The sequence below is a fragment of the Nonomuraea sp. NPDC005692 genome (assembly GCF_040631115.1).
Taxonomy (GTDB): Bacteria; Actinomycetota; Actinomycetes; order Streptosporangiales; family Streptosporangiaceae; genus Nonomuraea.
Genome location: NZ_JBEXYU010000003.1, coordinates 405,821 through 419,522 on the forward strand (window position 1 = coordinate 405,821; position 13,702 = coordinate 419,522).

The following is a 13,702-nucleotide window of genomic DNA, read 5'->3' on the forward strand; positions in this document are numbered from 1 at the left end:
GCGCACGGGAAGGAGGTATCTCCTACCCGGGAATGACATGACATCTCCCCCTGGCAGCTCAGGACCGGGACCTGACCAGGTTCGATACTGGAAGCGCACGGGGGGTGGGGATGAAGGGGATCAGGATGTTCTCGGCGGCCGCGCTGGCGCTGCTGCTGGTGGCCGTGCTGGCGTGCCCGGCAGCGCCCGCCGCGGCGTGGGCGGAGGTCTACCGGCCGTCGTCGGCGGAGCGGTTCGTGCAGGTGGTGGCCCATCCGGACGACGACCTGCTGTTCATGAGCCCCGACCTGTACGGCGCCGTCCAGTGGCACCGCCCGACGGTGACCGTCTACCTGACCGCGGGCGAGGGCCAGGCCGGGTGGGACGACGACCGCGACCCCGTCGCCTACGCCCGCGACCGCGCGCAGGGCCTGCGGGCCGCGTACGCCTTCCTGGCCGGCGCGCCCGACGTCTGGCGGGTCAGGACGATCACGGCGGGCGGCTTCCCCGTCCGCCTGGAGGAGCTGGTCGACAGCCCGGCGGTCAGGCTCGCCTTCGTCGGGCTGCCCGACGGCGGCGACCCGCGCGCCGACGGCGGCCGCGACGCGCTGACCAGGCTGTGGCAGGACCGCTCCTGCGTGCGCCGGTTCGGCGCCGGCCCCGAGCCGCGCTGCGTCGGCAGGAGTGACGTGGTCGGCGTGCTGCGCGCGCTCTACGCCCGCTTCCGGCCGACGGTGCTGCGCACGCTCGACCCCGAGCCGCCCGTCAGCCGGGGGCTGTGCGACCACCCCGACCACGTGGCCTCGGCCCGCTTCGCGCTGGCCGCGGCGAGCGGCATGGGCCTGCGGGCGGTCTCCTACCGCGGCTACCCGATGACCGGCTGGGCCCCCAACGTCGCGGGGGCGCTGCGCGAGCTCAAGCGCCGGGTCTTCGGCGTCTACCTGGGCCACGACTACCGCGTCGGGCGCACCTGGCGCTACCGGGCCTGGACCGAGCGCATGTACCGGGTCCCCTGAGCCGGGACGGCCGCCCGGCTCGGGGAGCGCCCGGTCAGAACCAGCCGCGGCGGCGGGCCATCTGCTCCAGGCCGTGCTGCAACGCCTGGTCGGCCGCGCCGGGGTGGTCGTCGTAGCGCACGGTGAAGCGGTTGTAGGTGTCGTGGCTGGAGGTCAGGAAGCCGCCGCGCTTGTCGGCCTCCAGGATGACGTCCATCTGCCGCGGCCCGGCGATGAACGTCAGCTCCAGCTCGTTGAAGTGCCGCCGCCACTGGCCGCCCGCGTAGTACTCGATCTCCTGGAAGAATGGCATCGTCGAGCCGTACAGCGTGCCGCGCTCCAGGTCGGCCTTCTTGAAGCCGAAGCCCAGCCGGTCGAGGGCGGCGATGACGTGCTCCTGGGCCGGCAGCGGGCTGACGAACAGCGGGTCGAGGTCGCCCTTGTCGATCGCGCCCGCCAGCGCCAGCTCCGTCTGGACGCCGAGCCGCATGCCGTGCAGCGGGTGGCCGCCGATCGCGCTGATCGGCGTCTCCCACGGCACCATGATCTGGAACGGCTGCTGGTGCTGGGCGCCCGAGGCGAGCTGGAACGTCCCGGCGACCTGCTGGCGCAGGAAGCTGTAGGTCGTCTTGTACTCGTTGTCGCCGCTCTCGACCTCCACCACGGCGGTCAGGTCGAGGTAGATGCCCTCGACCTTGTAGTCGGAGCCGCCGCCGCGGAAGTGCACGACGCCGCGCAGCGGCTCGCCGGGACGCACGGTCGTGTCGGTGAGCACCGTGTCGACCTCGACGCCCGCGCCGAAGGCGGCCATCAACTTGCGGAACACCATGGGGTCTCTCCTATGCGGTGGGGGTCTGGCCGTTGGCGGCGACGTGTCCCGTGCCCGAGATGCGGGGGAGCAGCTGGGCCAGGACGAGGGTGGACAGCGCCGAGTCGGCCTGGCCCTGCTGGGTCCGTACGACCAGCGGCTGGGGGGCGTTCTCGGCGAGTTTGGCGCCCACGTCCAGGCGCCGGCGGGCCAGCTCGTACTGCAGCACGGCCCGGTTGTCACGGTAGGACTCGGCCAGCCTGCGCAGGGCCTTGGCCTCGTTCTCGGCGGCGGTCAGGTCGGCCCTGCCGCGCGCCTCGATCTCCCACGTCACGCGCTGGGCCTCGGTCTCCTGCTCCTCCAGCATGCGCGCCACGTTCTTGCGCGCGGTGTTGTGGGCGGCCTTGACCTCGACCACGCGGGCGTCGCGGGTCTTCTTGGAGCGCTCGATCTCCATGAGCAGCGTGTCGATGCGGCGCTTGCGGGTCAGCTCCCACTCGCGCTCGTAGGCCGACAGCTCCTTGGCGACCTTCTCCCGGGTGGCCAGGTGCTGCTGGTACTGGTCGGGGAGCTGGACGTCGGGGATGTTGGCGCCGGTGACGCGCACGCCGTACCGGCCGAGCTGGCGGTTGAGCGCCTCCTGCATGTCGCCGACGTCGGAGCCGCGCAGGTCGTAGGCGCGCTCGGTGTTGACCCGCCGGCTGCGCTGCCTGATCGCGTCCTGCACGGCGCTGGAGAGCACGAGGTCGAAGTTACCCGCGCCGATCGTCCGGACGAACGCCACCGGGTCCACGATGCGGAACTTCAGGAAGAACTCGATCGACTTCAGCGGCACGTTCTCGGCCGTCGGGCAGGCCACGATCGGTGCCGAGTACGGGATCTCGGTGGAGGTGTCCACGACCGCGTCCACCCGGTCCCACGGCAGCCACAGGTAGTGGCGGCCCGGCGGGAGCGTGCCGGTGATCGCGCCCCAGCGGCTGCGTACGCCGGTGGTGCCCTCCTCGATCTCGATGATCGCCTGGCGCCAGATCGTGACCAGCGCCACGACCAGGAAGAACAGCGCGGCCAGCGCGGCGGGCAGGGTGAGCTCGGTGAGCGCGGCCATCCCGGCGAAGTACAGGGCCAGCAGGACGAGCGCCATCCAGGAGAAGCCGCGCCGGTCCTTGGGGATCACCACCGGCACGAGCTGGCCCTGCTCGCCGCCGCGCAGGAGCTGGCGGATGTCCGACCAGGAGGCCAGCGATTCCTTGATCTTCGAGAACTCGCGGGTCATCGGACCTCACCCTCGCTCAGGTGGCCGGGCAGCAGGCGCTCGACCGTGCGTTCCAGGTCGTTGTCGGGCTCGGGCGTCGCCTGCGGCTCGCTCACGTCGGCGGCGGCCTTCTTCAGCAGGGCCGCGATCTCGTCCTCGCGGCTGCTGACACGCGCGGCGATCTCGCCGAGCCGGCCGCGGATGGCGGCCATGTCCTCGGCGGAGAACAGCGCCGCACCCTTGCCGCCCACGAGCTGCTGGGCCAGGGCGAGGAAGTCGATGTCGGTCTGCTCGCCCACCTGCACCACCTGCGGCAGCCGGGTGGCCACCGACTCCAGCTTGGTCAGCAGGTCCTGCTGGAAGCGGTAGTCGAGGATCTCGGGGGCCTCGGCGGCCGACAGCGCCCGGATGTCCAGGGCCTGGGCCTCCAGGAGCGCGGCGTTGGCGTTGGCCGTGGACTCGGCCTCGACCAGGCGCTGCCTGGCCTGCGCGGTGGCCTGGTGGCTGGCGCGTTCGAGCGCGGTGTCCATGCGGGCCTGGTAGCCGGCGATCTCGGCCTGGATGGCGCTCAGCGTCTCCTGGAGCCCCGCCAGCTCCTTGACCAGGTCGCCCTCGTTCTGCTCCTTGCGCAGCTGGAGCTCGTACTCGTAGGTGTAGGCCTCCTTGGCCACCCTGACCATCTCGGGGGCGGCCAGGTCCATGCGGTACTCCTGGCTGGACGGCTCGGCGTGGGTGATGTTCACGTCGGTGAGCCGTACGGCGGGCAGGAACTGCTGGTTCAGGTTCTCCAGCATGCCGAGGGTGCTCTCGCCCACCAGGTCGTAGATGTCCTCGGCCCGCTGGGCGTAGATCAGCGAGCGGGTGACCTCGCTGATGGCGTTCTGCAGCTTGGACTGGAAGCCGCTGACCGAGCCGAGCACGAAGATGAACTCGGCCGGGTTCTCGATCCTGAACTGCAGGAACAGGTCGACGCTGGCCTTGACGCCCTGCTGGGTCGGCGCCTCCCTGATGGGCGCGTTGAACGGGTACTCGCGCGTGGTGTTGACGATGTAGCTGACCCGCTTCCACGGGTTGAACAGCGTCACCCGGCCCGGGTCGGCGATGTGCACCAGCTTGCCGAACTTGGTGATCAGCGCCTTGCAGCCCTCGGGGACCATCACCACGCTCCTGCGCCACCACAGGAACGCGGCGGCCAGCACCAGCACCACCCAGTAGTGCGGGCCGAAGAAGATGTCCGACCCCGGCACGATGCCGCCGAGCGCGCCGATCAGGCCGAGGACCACCAGAACGGTCAGCGGGATGACCACCTTGGCCGTGCTGCCCTTGGGGATCACCACCGGCGAGATGACGTGCATGCCGTTCTCGGCGAAGCTGCGGTTGACGATCTCGCCGGCCTCGTTCAGCGAGGCGGACCTGGCCTCGATCAAGGTGCCGACGGAGGCGCCGCCGTCGCGGGCGGCGGCGAAGTCGTGCGGGTTGAGCGCGAAGCCGGGGGCCTGGCCGGTGAGCTGGCCGGCATGGTCGGCGACCTGTCCGATCGCCTGGCTCATCGCCTGCCGTACGTCACCTCCTTGCGCGACCGCTTGGGCTATGCCCTGACCTGCCTGGATCAGTGCCTCTCGGGGTCGTGACATCGAACCTTCCTTTTCCGCTACAGGCGAATCCGACCGTATCGGGTATGACTTGCTGTTCGCTTGCAATGTGTCGTCATATGACTGTTACGTCCCATAGCAGGTGTGTTATGGATGGAGCAGGTCTGCTACATGGAGGGTTGATGAGTGAGACCGTCCACAACCGCATCGCGCTGCTGCGCGGCGAGCGGGGGGTGAGCCGCAGGCAGCTCGCGCAGGCGCTGGGGGTGCACTACCAGACCGTTGGATACCTGGAGCGGGGCGAATACAGCCCGAGTCTTCACCTGGCGTTGCGCATTGCCGGATACTTCGAGGTGCCGGTCGAGGTGGTGTTCTCCACCACGCCGTTCCCCCGGATCGGGCAGCCCATGGCCTGACGGTTTCTGTCGGTGGCGCCGCCTACAGTGGCAGCATGCGTCCGGTCACAGATTTGCAGCGGAAGGTGGCGCCTTTCGAGGTCGTCACCGAGATGACTCCATCCGGCGACCAGCCGACGGCCATCGCCGAGCTGGAGCGCCGCGTCCGGGCCGGGGAGAAGGACAGCGTCCTGCTCGGCGCCACCGGCACCGGCAAGACGGCCACGATCGCCTGGCTGATCGAGCGGCTGCAGCGGCCCGCGCTGGTCATGCAGCCCAACAAGACGCTGGCCGCCCAGTTCGCCAACGAGCTGCGCGAGATGCTGCCCAACAACGCGGTCGAGTACTTCGTCTCGTACTACGACTACTACCAGCCCGAGGCGTACGTGCCGCAGAGCGACACGTACATCGAGAAGGACTCCTCGATCAACGACGAGGTCGAGCGGCTGCGCCACTCGGCCACCAACTCGCTGCTCACCCGCCGCGACACCATCGTGGTCGCCTCCGTCTCGTGCATCTACGGCCTGGGCACCCCGCAGGAGTACGTCGACCGCATGGCCAGGCTCCGCGTCGGCATGGAGGTCGACCGCGACCAGCTGCTGCGCCGCCTGGTCGACATGCAGTACACGCGCAACGACCTGGCCTTCACCCGGGGCACGTTCCGGGTGCGCGGCGACACGATCGAGATCATCCCGAAGTACGAAGAGCTGGCCGTGCGCATCGAGATGTTCGGCGACGAGATCGAGAAGCTCGCCACCATGCATCCGCTGACCGGCGAGGTGATCACGGAGGACGAAGAGCTCTACATCTTCCCCGCCTCCCACTACATCGCCGGCGAGGAGCGCATGGCGGCGGCCGTGGCCGGCATCGAGGCCGAGCTGGCCGCGCGGCTGTCGGAGCTGGAGCGGCAGGGCAAGCTGCTGGAGGCCCAGCGGCTGCGCATGCGCACCACCTACGACATCGAGATGATGCGCCAGATCGGCACCTGCTCCGGCATCGAGAACTACTCCCGCCACCTCGACGGCCGCGCCGCCGGCACCGCGCCCAACACGCTGCTCGACTACTTCCCCGAAGACTTCCTGCTGGTCCTCGACGAGTCCCACCAGACCGTGCCGCAGATCGGCGCGATGTACGAGGGCGACGCCTCGCGCAAGCGCACGCTGGTCGACCACGGGTTCCGGCTGCCGTCCGCGCTGGACAACCGGCCGCTGAAGTGGGAGGAGTTCCTGGAGCGCATCGGGCAGTCGGTCTACCTGTCGGCCACGCCGGGGCCGTACGAGCTGGGGCGGGTCAAGGGCGACGTCGTCGAGCAGGTCATCCGGCCCACCGGCCTGGTCGACCCCGAGATCGTCGTCAAGCCCACCAAGGGGCAGATCGACGACCTGGTCCACGAGATCCGCGAGCGCGCCGAGCGCGACGAGCGCGTCCTGGTCACCACGCTGACCAAGAAGATGTCCGAAGACTTGACCGACTATCTCCTCGAGCTCGGCATCCGGGTGCGCTACCTGCACAGCGAGGTCGACACGCTGCGCCGCATCGAGCTGCTGCGCGAGCTGCGCATCGGCGAGTTCGACGTGCTGGTCGGCATCAACCTGCTGCGCGAGGGTCTCGACCTGCCCGAGGTGTCGCTGGTGGCCATCCTCGACGCCGACAAGGAGGGTTTCCTGCGCTCGGAGACCTCCCTCATCCAGACCATCGGCCGCGCCGCCCGTAACGTGTCCGGCCAGGTCCACATGTACGCCGACAAGATCACGCCGTCGATGGAGCGGGCCATCGACGAGACCAACCGGCGCCGGGCCAAGCAGATGGCCTACAACGAGGCCAACGGCATCGACCCGCAGCCGCTGCGCAAGAAGATCGCCGACATCCTCGACTCCCTCCAGCGGGAGGACGCCGACACCGACAAGCTGCTCGGCGGCGGCCGCCAGCAGTCGCGCGGCAAGGCCCCGGTGCCCGGCTTCGCCGCCCGCCAGGCGGGCCAGCACGCCAAGGCCATCGCGGGCGAGATGCCGCGGGCGCAGATGGAGTCGCTGATCGAGTCGCTGACCGAGCAGATGCACCAGTCGGCCGCCGACCTTCAGTTCGAGGTGGCCGCGCGGCTGCGCGACGAGATCAAGGAGCTCAAGCGCGAGCTCCGCGACATGCGCGAAGCAGGCGTGAAGTAGCGCGTCGGCATGTGCGACGTGGGCGTGAAGTAGGGGTCGGCGGGCCGGTGGCGTGCGCCCGCGTGGCGCGCGCTGCCGGCCCCGATCCTGGCCCGGGGTTCTGACCTGCGGGAATGAAGGCCGGTTCCTGGGGCAGCGGTCCAGGTATGAACAAGTCGATCATCGGGGCTCTGGTCGGTGCGGCGGTGCTCGCCGCCGGCTGCGGCGCCGTACGGGAAGTCGGCCAGTTCGCCGTCGAGCCCACGCCGGGCCCCACCATGGGAAGCCCGTCTCCGTCGATGGAAAGCCCGCCCGCCACGGGGACCATGTCCCCCTCGCCGGGCACCACGTCCATGCAGCCAGGGGCCGGAGAGCTCAAGGACGCCGCCAAGGTCGCGATGGCCGCGGTGCCCGGGTCCAAGGTCGTCTCCGTCGAGAGCCAGGAGAACGGCATGGTCTGGGAGGTCAAGGTCGTCGGCTCCGACGGCACGGAACACCAGGTCGACGTGCAGTCCGGCAAGGTCGTCAAGGGGCCGACTGCTGAGCAGATGGACGAGCAGGAGAAGGCCGAGATGCAGACCCGCATCACCGAGGCCAAGCTCGACTACGCCCAGGCCGCCGACAAGGTCGCCGCGTCCGTACCGGAAGGACACGTCGCCGAGCTGAAGCTCGACACCGAGAACGACAAGACCGTCTGGCAGTCGGACGTGATGACCCCGGACGGGACCAAGCACGAGGTGATGGTCGACGCCGCCACCGGTGAGGTCACCAAGAAGAACGCCACCAGCTGACCCACGGGGGGAGCAGGCCACCTCTGACCATCGGCGGAGGTGGCCGCCCCGCTGGGGCGCGGGGCCTCGACCGGATGCGCCCAGGCCGGGACGCCACCAGGGGGCTGAGAAGCCGGAGGCCCGGCAGGACCGGGCGACTGCGAGGACGCCGGAGGGCCGGCAAGGGCGGCGGGGCCGGGGTGGGTGCTCTACGGGTTGTAGAGTAAAGTCTTGATCGCGTTTTCGGCCGCCACCCGCGGCGGTTCGCCGAGCAGCAGAGAGACCTTTTCCCCCATGACCACTCCTTTCCAGTGGCTCGCCGCCCGGGTCGCCTTCGAACGAGCCGCCCTGCGACGGGCCGCGGCCGCGGCGCTGGCCACCAGCCTGATGATCATCGTGACCGGCGGAGTCGTCCGGCTGACCGGGTCCGGGCTGGGCTGTGACGGGTGGCCGCGCTGCTCGGAGGCCGGTTTCGCGGCCACGCCCGAGCTCGGCGTCCACGGCGCGATCGAGTTCACCAACCGGGTGTTGTCCGGTGTCGTGTGCGTCGCCGTCGGCTGGCTCATCGTCGTCGCCCGGCTGCAGCGCCGTCCGGTGCCCGAGCTGACCCGGTGGGGGTGGGTGCAGTTCTGGATCGTCGTGCTGAACGCGGTCGTCGGCGGCCTCACCGTGTGGGCGCGGCTGAGCCCGTACCTCGTCGCCGCGCACTTCCTGGCCGCCGTGCTGTTCCTGACCGCCACCACGGTCGTCTGGCACAAGGCCCGCCTGCTCGACCGGCCCGCGCGGCCACTGACCACGCCGGTGGGCCGGCTTCCGGCGGCGCTGGTGGCGTCCGTGGCGGTGCTGGTCGCGGCGGGCACGATCGTCACCGGCACCGGGCCGCACGCGGGTGACTCCTCCGACGTGCCGCGCATGCCGTTCAACTGGACTGCGATGGTCTGGCTGCACGGGGCCGCCGCCGCGCTCAGCCTCGGCCTGGCCGTCGCCCTGTGGCTCAGGACCAGGCGCGAGCCGGGCTCGGCGGCCCACCTGCGCACCAAGCTGTTCCTCGCCGTGCTGCTCGCCCAGGGCCTGGTCGGCCTGACGCAGATCGTGACGGACCTCCCCGAGGTCGTCGTCCTCGCCCACCTGCTCGGCTCGGCCCTGGTGTGGGTGGGCGCGGTACGCGTGCTCCTCGACACCCGGCTCCCGGCGGCGGCGGGGCAGGAACAGACCCCGCTCGCCCACGCCCGTACGTAGACGATCCGCGCGGACGGGCCCGGACGCCGGGGCGGCGCTCCGGTCACGTCCGGCCGGACTCCTTGCGGAGCAGGTCGGCGAGCGCGTCGGGGTCCGCGGCGGCCACGCCCTTGGCGGCGAACCAGGTGGCCACGTTGCGGGCGTCCCGTTCCAGGTACGACGGGCCCGCGGGGTGGGCGATCACGTCGACGATCTGCGGCAGGTCGATGATCACCAGCCGTCCGTCGTGCACCAGCAGGTTGTACGGCGACAGGTCCCCGTGCGCCAGCCCCTCCGCGGCCAGCGTCACCATGGCCGCCACGAGCTGCTCCCACAGGTCGTCGAGGCCGTCGGAGACCTGGGCCAGGCGCGGGGCGGCGAACCCGTCGGGGGTGCCGACGAACTCCTCGAGGATCTCCGTCCCCACGATCTGCACCGGGTACGGCACCGGCACCCCCAGCTCCCAGAGCCGGCAGAGCGCACCGAACTCGGCCACCGCCCACTGCGCGGCGATCACCTGCTTGCCGAAGGCGGTGCGGTTGGCCATGGCCCGGTTCATCCGGCTCTCGCGGGCCCTGCGGCCCTCCAGGTAACCGGAGTCCCGGTGGAACAGGCGGTGCTCGGAGGAGCGGTAGCGCTTGGCCGCCAGCAGGCAGACCCGGTCGGTGCCGGGCACGCCACGCGAGATCAGGTGGACGTCGGCCTCTTTGCCGGTCTTGAGCAGGCCGAGCTCGGTGTCGACGGCGGCCAGCTCGGTGACCAGCCAGCCGGGGTACGGCTTCGGCCCCTTCTCGGTGGGCGTGCTCTGATCCCAGGTGGACCAGCGGTCGCCCTCGGGCGGCCCGTCATCGGTCTCGGGGGTGCCTTCGAGCCATTCGATGTCGTCGGCGTCGAGCGCGAACTTGCCACGGCGGCGGTGCTGCGAGTGCTTGGGCACGGTGAGATGTCTCCAGTTTCGAGGCCCCACCGGCTCGCCGCACGGATCAGGTCAGCGGACACCTGGTGGGAAGGTCTGAGGTCGCGGAAAACGGCACGCGGGCAACGGTCGTCACGGTCTCAGCCTCCCTTCGTCTCGCTGCGATCAACGCGGACGAGTATGCCGTGTCCGGCACGGCCCCCGCAATCGAATAAACGACGGCCCGATAATCGGGTGCGCCGCGACGTGCCCGGCTTGTACGGTTCGGGCCATGCGGCGATGTGAGGTGTGCGGACATCGGGAACCCGCCGGCGCGCCGGACTGCGACCGCTGCGCCGGGCTGGTGGACGAACTGGTCGAGGCGGGCTGGCGGGCCTTCCTGCTGGCCGAGTTCGGCACCGTGGACCCTCCGGACGAGCAGCTCATCGCCCGCATGGTGGCCGACGAGCCCGACAGGCACCCGTGGCGGGTCGTGGACGCCGCCTACGACCGCCTGACGTGCCCCGAGTGCGGCGGCAGGCTGAGCCGTGGCCCGGCCGGCTGCGCCTCCTGCGACCTCGCGAACGGCTTCCGCTACTCGGCCGTCGAGATCGACCGCCCCGGCGTGCCGCCCGGCAACGAGCACGCGCTGCGGGTCAACGTGGCCGTGACGCGCCGCCCGTACGGGATCGCGGCCACGGAGGTGCTGGTGCGCCGGCTCTCGCTGCCCGTGCTGATCGAGGGCCGCCTGCCCACGCAGGCCCAGGCCCAGGCCACCAAGGCCCTGGCCCGCAAGGGCGCCACGGAACAGGAGCTGGCCGCCGTGATCTACGCGGACTGGGACGGCTGAGCGTGACGCGTGGCCGGGCGCGAGGCTCCGGGGCATCGCCGTGGCCAGGTGAAGAGCTCCGCCATCGCCGTGGCCAGGTGAGGGGCTCCGTCATCGCCGTGGCCGGGTAGGGGCTCCGCCGACGCTGTGGCCGGGTGAGGGGCTCTGCCGACGCGGTGGCCGGGAACGGGCGACGCCCGTGCCGTGAACCGTCGGGCCGGTGCCGTGAACCGTCGGGCCCGCGCCGTCCGCTCGCCGTGGCCTGACCCGGCGGGCCCGTCACTTCTGGTCGGCGGCGGGCTGGTCGGTGGTGGGCCGGTCGGCGGAGTCGCGGGCGAGGGCGACGATCCGCTCCAGGGCCGCCGCATGCCGCTGGAAGGCCGACCGCCCCTGCGGCGTGAGCTGCACGTACGTCCGCCGCGCCCGCTTGTCCTGGTCCTTGCGGACGACCACGTATCCGGCGGCGGCCAGCGCGGAGACCTGCTTGGACAGCGCCGAGTCGCTGGTGCCGACCGAGTCCCTGAGGAAGCCGAAGTCCACCCAGTCGGCCGGCGCCAGCAGCGCCACGACCGACAGACGCGCCGGGACGTGCAGGAACTCGTCGAAGAGCGGATCCATCAGGCGGCCCCGCCACCCTGCTGGACGATCGACTTCATGACCAGGCGGTTGACGGGCGTGGCCGCGACGTACGCCACGGCCGCCACGGCCGCGCCCGCGACCGCCTGCGACAGCATCCCGTGCGGCGGCAGGCCGAACAGCGCGAAGGAGGCGATCCGGCCGATGCCGAAGGCCACCATGACCCAGGCCAGCAGCACGCCGTGGAACACGGCCTCCCGGCGGGTGGCCGTCCGCCGGACCGAGGCCCGGTGCTCGCAGACGATCCCCACCCCCGCGTACACGACCACCCCGAGCGCCGCGCCGAGGTAGCGCCAGGGGCTCGGCAGGTCCATGGCCGCGAGCATGACGAAGAGGCCGAGCGCGGAGACGAGCACGCGGGGGAGCGCGAAGCTCTGGCGGACGATCTGCTGCCGGGTCCTGTCCTGAAGACGGTGGATGTCGTCGAGCGAAGTCTGGGCGTCGTGCTGGTTCATGGGCCTGCTCCAAGGTCGACTACTACTTTCCTGTGAGGAAAGTACCATCTGTTTTCCTCTCGGGAAAGTCGTCAGCGGCCGAACGGCCTGGCGCCCGGAGGTGAGCCATGTCTCTTTGATCTTCGGCGGCGGCGGAACTAGGGTCGCTGCATGGTCAAGGCCAGGGGTGACAAACCGTGATCGGCCGCGCAAAGCTCGCTCTGGGGCGCCCGCTCGGGCGTGAGGGCCAGGGGATGGTCCACGAGGAGCTCAGCGGCAGGATCAACGGCCGGCCGGGCGTCGCGTACAAGGAGATCGACTACGACGTCCGACCGGACCTCGACGTCGCCGTCCTCACCGCGATGACCCAGCTGACCGGCCGTCTCTCCCCGTCGGACGCCGCCTGGCTGGAGGAGCGCGCGGCCTGGCCGGCCGAACTGGTGGCGGAGAACGGCGCCGTCGTCGGCTTCCTGATGCGGACCGTGCCTCAGCGGTTCTTCCGCGAGACGCCCGGCCCGTCCGGCGCGGTACGCCGGCTCGCGACCGTCGACCGCCTGTTCGGCCGGGACGACGTCACCGACCGCGACCGCCTGCTGATCCTGGCCGATCTCGCCGACACGCTCGCCCGCCTGCACACGATGGGCGTCGTCGTCGGCGACCTGTCGCCCGAGAACGTGCTGTTCACCACGGAGCCCCGGCCGGGATGTTTCCTCATCGGCTGCGACGCGATGGGGCTGGGCGGGGCGCGGGCGCTGCCGCCCGTGGAGACGCCGCCCGACCGGCGCATTCCCGCCGGGGAGCAGCCGGGGACGCCGCAGGGTGACGCCTACCAGTTCGCGCTGCTGGCCGTCCGCGTCTTCGCCCGTGACCCGTCCGCGACCGACGTGTCCGCGTTGGCCGCCGTCCATCCCGGCCTGGCGGAGTTCGCCACGGCCGCGCTCGACCAGCCCCCGTTCAGCCGTCCCATGCCCGCGCAGTGGGCCGCGCGATTACGCGAGGCGGCGCAGCCGGAGCCGGTCTCGCCGCCGGTCCGGCAGGCCGAGGCGGCTTCGGGGGCCGGACGGTCGAGAATGCTCGGCATCGGGGCCGCGGTGGCGGCCGTCGTACTGGTGCTGCTCGCGGTGGTCGGGAAGAACGTGATCAAGAACACCGTGCGCGAGACCCTGGCCGGTTCTCCGAGCACCACGAACGAGCCCGCCGAGACGTCGTCGTCGTTCCCCGCGCCCACCGACTTCCCCACCCAGGCGCCACCCACCTCGGCCCCGACTGTGGCCCCGACTGAGGCCCCGACTGTGGCCCCGACCTCGGCGCCGAGCGAGCCGGTGGCCGACTTCAAGGTCGGCGACTGCCTGTCCGGCCTGCCGGACGCGCCGGTGACCGACAGTTGCAAACAGGGCGCGCCCTACCGGGTGGCCGCCATCACCACTCCCTCCGGCCTCTGCGACGGCGAGACCAACCACCGCTACCTCATCCACAACGACGTGCTGTACTGCCTGGCGTACCAGTTCGGGCGGGACTACTGCTACAAGTGGTCGAAGAACGATGAGTACGTGGACTTCGCCCGCAAGTGCCGAGCGCCGAAGACGTTCACCGTGCGGCGCGTCCTGCGGGGGAACGCCGACAAGGACGCCACCGCCTGCGATGGCGTGACCAGACATTCCTGGACGTGGCCCGTGCCCGCGCTGACCATCTGCGTCGACAAGTACTGAGCGGCCTCCGGCCGGGCACCGATGAGTTCCGGGCGGCACCGATGTC

13 protein-coding genes are annotated in these 13,702 nt (G+C 71.2%); 7 read left to right on the top strand and 6 right to left on the bottom strand.

Translation table 11 applies throughout. The features are described 5' to 3' along the window. The first annotated feature begins 110 nt into the window (after positions 1 to 110). A complete protein-coding gene (locus ABZ459_RS10140) occupies positions 111 to 995 on the top strand; it encodes a PIG-L family deacetylase (protein WP_357968254.1) in 885 nt (294 codons plus the stop codon). A gap of 34 nt (positions 996 to 1,029) precedes the next feature. Here the strand turns inward: ABZ459_RS10140 and ABZ459_RS10145 are convergent, their stop codons facing one another. Genes ABZ459_RS10145 through ABZ459_RS10155 form a run of 3 tightly spaced genes read right to left on the bottom strand, consistent with a single transcriptional unit; the run spans position 1,030 to position 4,668 of the window. Beyond that, a complete protein-coding gene (locus ABZ459_RS10145) occupies positions 1,030 to 1,803 on the bottom strand; it encodes a sporulation protein (protein ID WP_357968257.1) in 774 nt (257 codons plus the stop codon). A gap of 10 nt (positions 1,804 to 1,813) precedes the next feature. Continuing rightward, on the bottom strand, positions 1,814 to 3,055 hold the full coding sequence (locus ABZ459_RS10150; RefSeq protein ID WP_357968259.1) for an SPFH domain-containing protein: 1,242 nt from the start codon (positions 3,053 to 3,055) through the stop codon (positions 1,814 to 1,816). Next, positions 3,052 to 4,668, bottom strand: coding sequence for an SPFH domain-containing protein (locus tag ABZ459_RS10155; protein ID WP_357968262.1), 1,617 nt, complete (start codon positions 4,666 to 4,668; stop codon positions 3,052 to 3,054). Before ABZ459_RS10155 ends, ABZ459_RS10150 begins: the two co-directional genes overlap by 4 nt. A gap of 140 nt (positions 4,669 to 4,808) precedes the next feature. Between ABZ459_RS10155 and ABZ459_RS10160 the strand changes: the two genes are divergently transcribed. The 4 genes from ABZ459_RS10160 (at position 4,809) to ABZ459_RS10175 (ending at position 9,174) form a co-directional block, all read left to right on the top strand. Next, on the top strand, positions 4,809 to 5,042 hold the full coding sequence (locus ABZ459_RS10160; protein ID WP_357968265.1) for a helix-turn-helix transcriptional regulator: 234 nt from the start codon (positions 4,809 to 4,811) through the stop codon (positions 5,040 to 5,042). A gap of 35 nt (positions 5,043 to 5,077) precedes the next feature. Continuing rightward, complete coding sequence (uvrB, locus tag ABZ459_RS10165; protein ID WP_352358255.1) at positions 5,078 to 7,186, top strand: excinuclease ABC subunit UvrB; 2,109 nt, start codon at positions 5,078 to 5,080, stop codon at positions 7,184 to 7,186. Between the two features lie 146 nt (positions 7,187 to 7,332). Continuing rightward, complete coding sequence (locus ABZ459_RS10170) at positions 7,333 to 7,956, top strand: PepSY domain-containing protein (protein WP_357968268.1); 624 nt, start codon at positions 7,333 to 7,335, stop codon at positions 7,954 to 7,956. Between the two features lie 273 nt (positions 7,957 to 8,229). Further along, complete coding sequence (locus tag ABZ459_RS10175) at positions 8,230 to 9,174, top strand: COX15/CtaA family protein (RefSeq protein WP_357968270.1); 945 nt, start codon at positions 8,230 to 8,232, stop codon at positions 9,172 to 9,174. Between the two features lie 43 nt (positions 9,175 to 9,217). On the opposite strand, the gene ABZ459_RS10180 is transcribed toward ABZ459_RS10175, so the two are convergent. Beyond that, positions 9,218 to 10,090 (bottom strand): RIO1 family regulatory kinase/ATPase, encoded by an 873-nt coding sequence (locus tag ABZ459_RS10180; protein ID WP_357968273.1) that lies wholly within the window; start codon positions 10,088 to 10,090, stop codon positions 9,218 to 9,220. A gap of 250 nt (positions 10,091 to 10,340) precedes the next feature. Between ABZ459_RS10180 and ABZ459_RS10185 the strand changes: the two genes are divergently transcribed. Then, positions 10,341 to 10,898, top strand: coding sequence for a hypothetical protein (locus ABZ459_RS10185; RefSeq protein WP_357968276.1), 558 nt, complete (start codon positions 10,341 to 10,343; stop codon positions 10,896 to 10,898). A gap of 258 nt (positions 10,899 to 11,156) precedes the next feature. Here the strand turns inward: ABZ459_RS10185 and ABZ459_RS10190 are convergent, their stop codons facing one another. After that, positions 11,157 to 11,495 (bottom strand): transcriptional regulator, encoded by a 339-nt coding sequence (locus ABZ459_RS10190; RefSeq protein ID WP_357968278.1) that lies wholly within the window; start codon positions 11,493 to 11,495, stop codon positions 11,157 to 11,159. Further along, positions 11,495 to 11,968 (bottom strand): hypothetical protein, encoded by a 474-nt coding sequence (locus ABZ459_RS10195; RefSeq protein ID WP_357968281.1) that lies wholly within the window; start codon positions 11,966 to 11,968, stop codon positions 11,495 to 11,497. The genes ABZ459_RS10190 and ABZ459_RS10195 overlap by 1 nt, the downstream gene beginning before the upstream one ends. Positions 11,969 to 12,144: 176 nt before the next feature. Between ABZ459_RS10195 and ABZ459_RS10200 the strand changes: the two genes are divergently transcribed. Continuing rightward, positions 12,145 to 13,656: a hypothetical protein gene (locus ABZ459_RS10200; RefSeq protein ID WP_357968284.1), complete on the top strand. Its 1,512-nt coding sequence runs from the start codon at positions 12,145 to 12,147 to the stop codon at positions 13,654 to 13,656. The last annotated feature ends 46 nt before the right edge of the window (positions 13,657 to 13,702 follow it).

What these genes read in the sequence shown, in the direction of transcription:
- ABZ459_RS10150 (WP_357968259.1), bottom strand. Translation starts at nt 3,055, where the DNA reads ATGACCCGCGAGTTCTCGAAGATCAAGGAATCGCTGGCCTCCTGGTCG.
- ABZ459_RS10195 (WP_357968281.1), bottom strand. Translation starts at nt 11,968, where the DNA reads ATGAACCAGCACGACGCCCAGACTTCGCTCGACGACATCCACCGTCTT.
- ABZ459_RS10140 (WP_357968254.1), top strand. Translation starts at nt 111, where the DNA reads ATGAAGGGGATCAGGATGTTCTCGGCGGCCGCGCTGGCGCTGCTGCTG.
- uvrB (WP_352358255.1), top strand. Translation starts at nt 5,078, where the DNA reads ATGCGTCCGGTCACAGATTTGCAGCGGAAGGTGGCGCCTTTCGAGGTC.
- ABZ459_RS10170 (WP_357968268.1), top strand. Translation starts at nt 7,333, where the DNA reads ATGAACAAGTCGATCATCGGGGCTCTGGTCGGTGCGGCGGTGCTCGCC.
- ABZ459_RS10185 (WP_357968276.1), top strand. Translation starts at nt 10,341, where the DNA reads ATGCGGCGATGTGAGGTGTGCGGACATCGGGAACCCGCCGGCGCGCCG.
- ABZ459_RS10155 (WP_357968262.1), bottom strand. Translation starts at nt 4,668, where the DNA reads ATGTCACGACCCCGAGAGGCACTGATCCAGGCAGGTCAGGGCATAGCC.
- ABZ459_RS10145 (WP_357968257.1), bottom strand. Translation starts at nt 1,803, where the DNA reads ATGGTGTTCCGCAAGTTGATGGCCGCCTTCGGCGCGGGCGTCGAGGTC.
- ABZ459_RS10160 (WP_357968265.1), top strand. Translation starts at nt 4,809, where the DNA reads ATGAGTGAGACCGTCCACAACCGCATCGCGCTGCTGCGCGGCGAGCGG.
- ABZ459_RS10175 (WP_357968270.1), top strand. Translation starts at nt 8,230, where the DNA reads ATGACCACTCCTTTCCAGTGGCTCGCCGCCCGGGTCGCCTTCGAACGA.
- ABZ459_RS10190 (WP_357968278.1), bottom strand. Translation starts at nt 11,495, where the DNA reads ATGGATCCGCTCTTCGACGAGTTCCTGCACGTCCCGGCGCGTCTGTCG.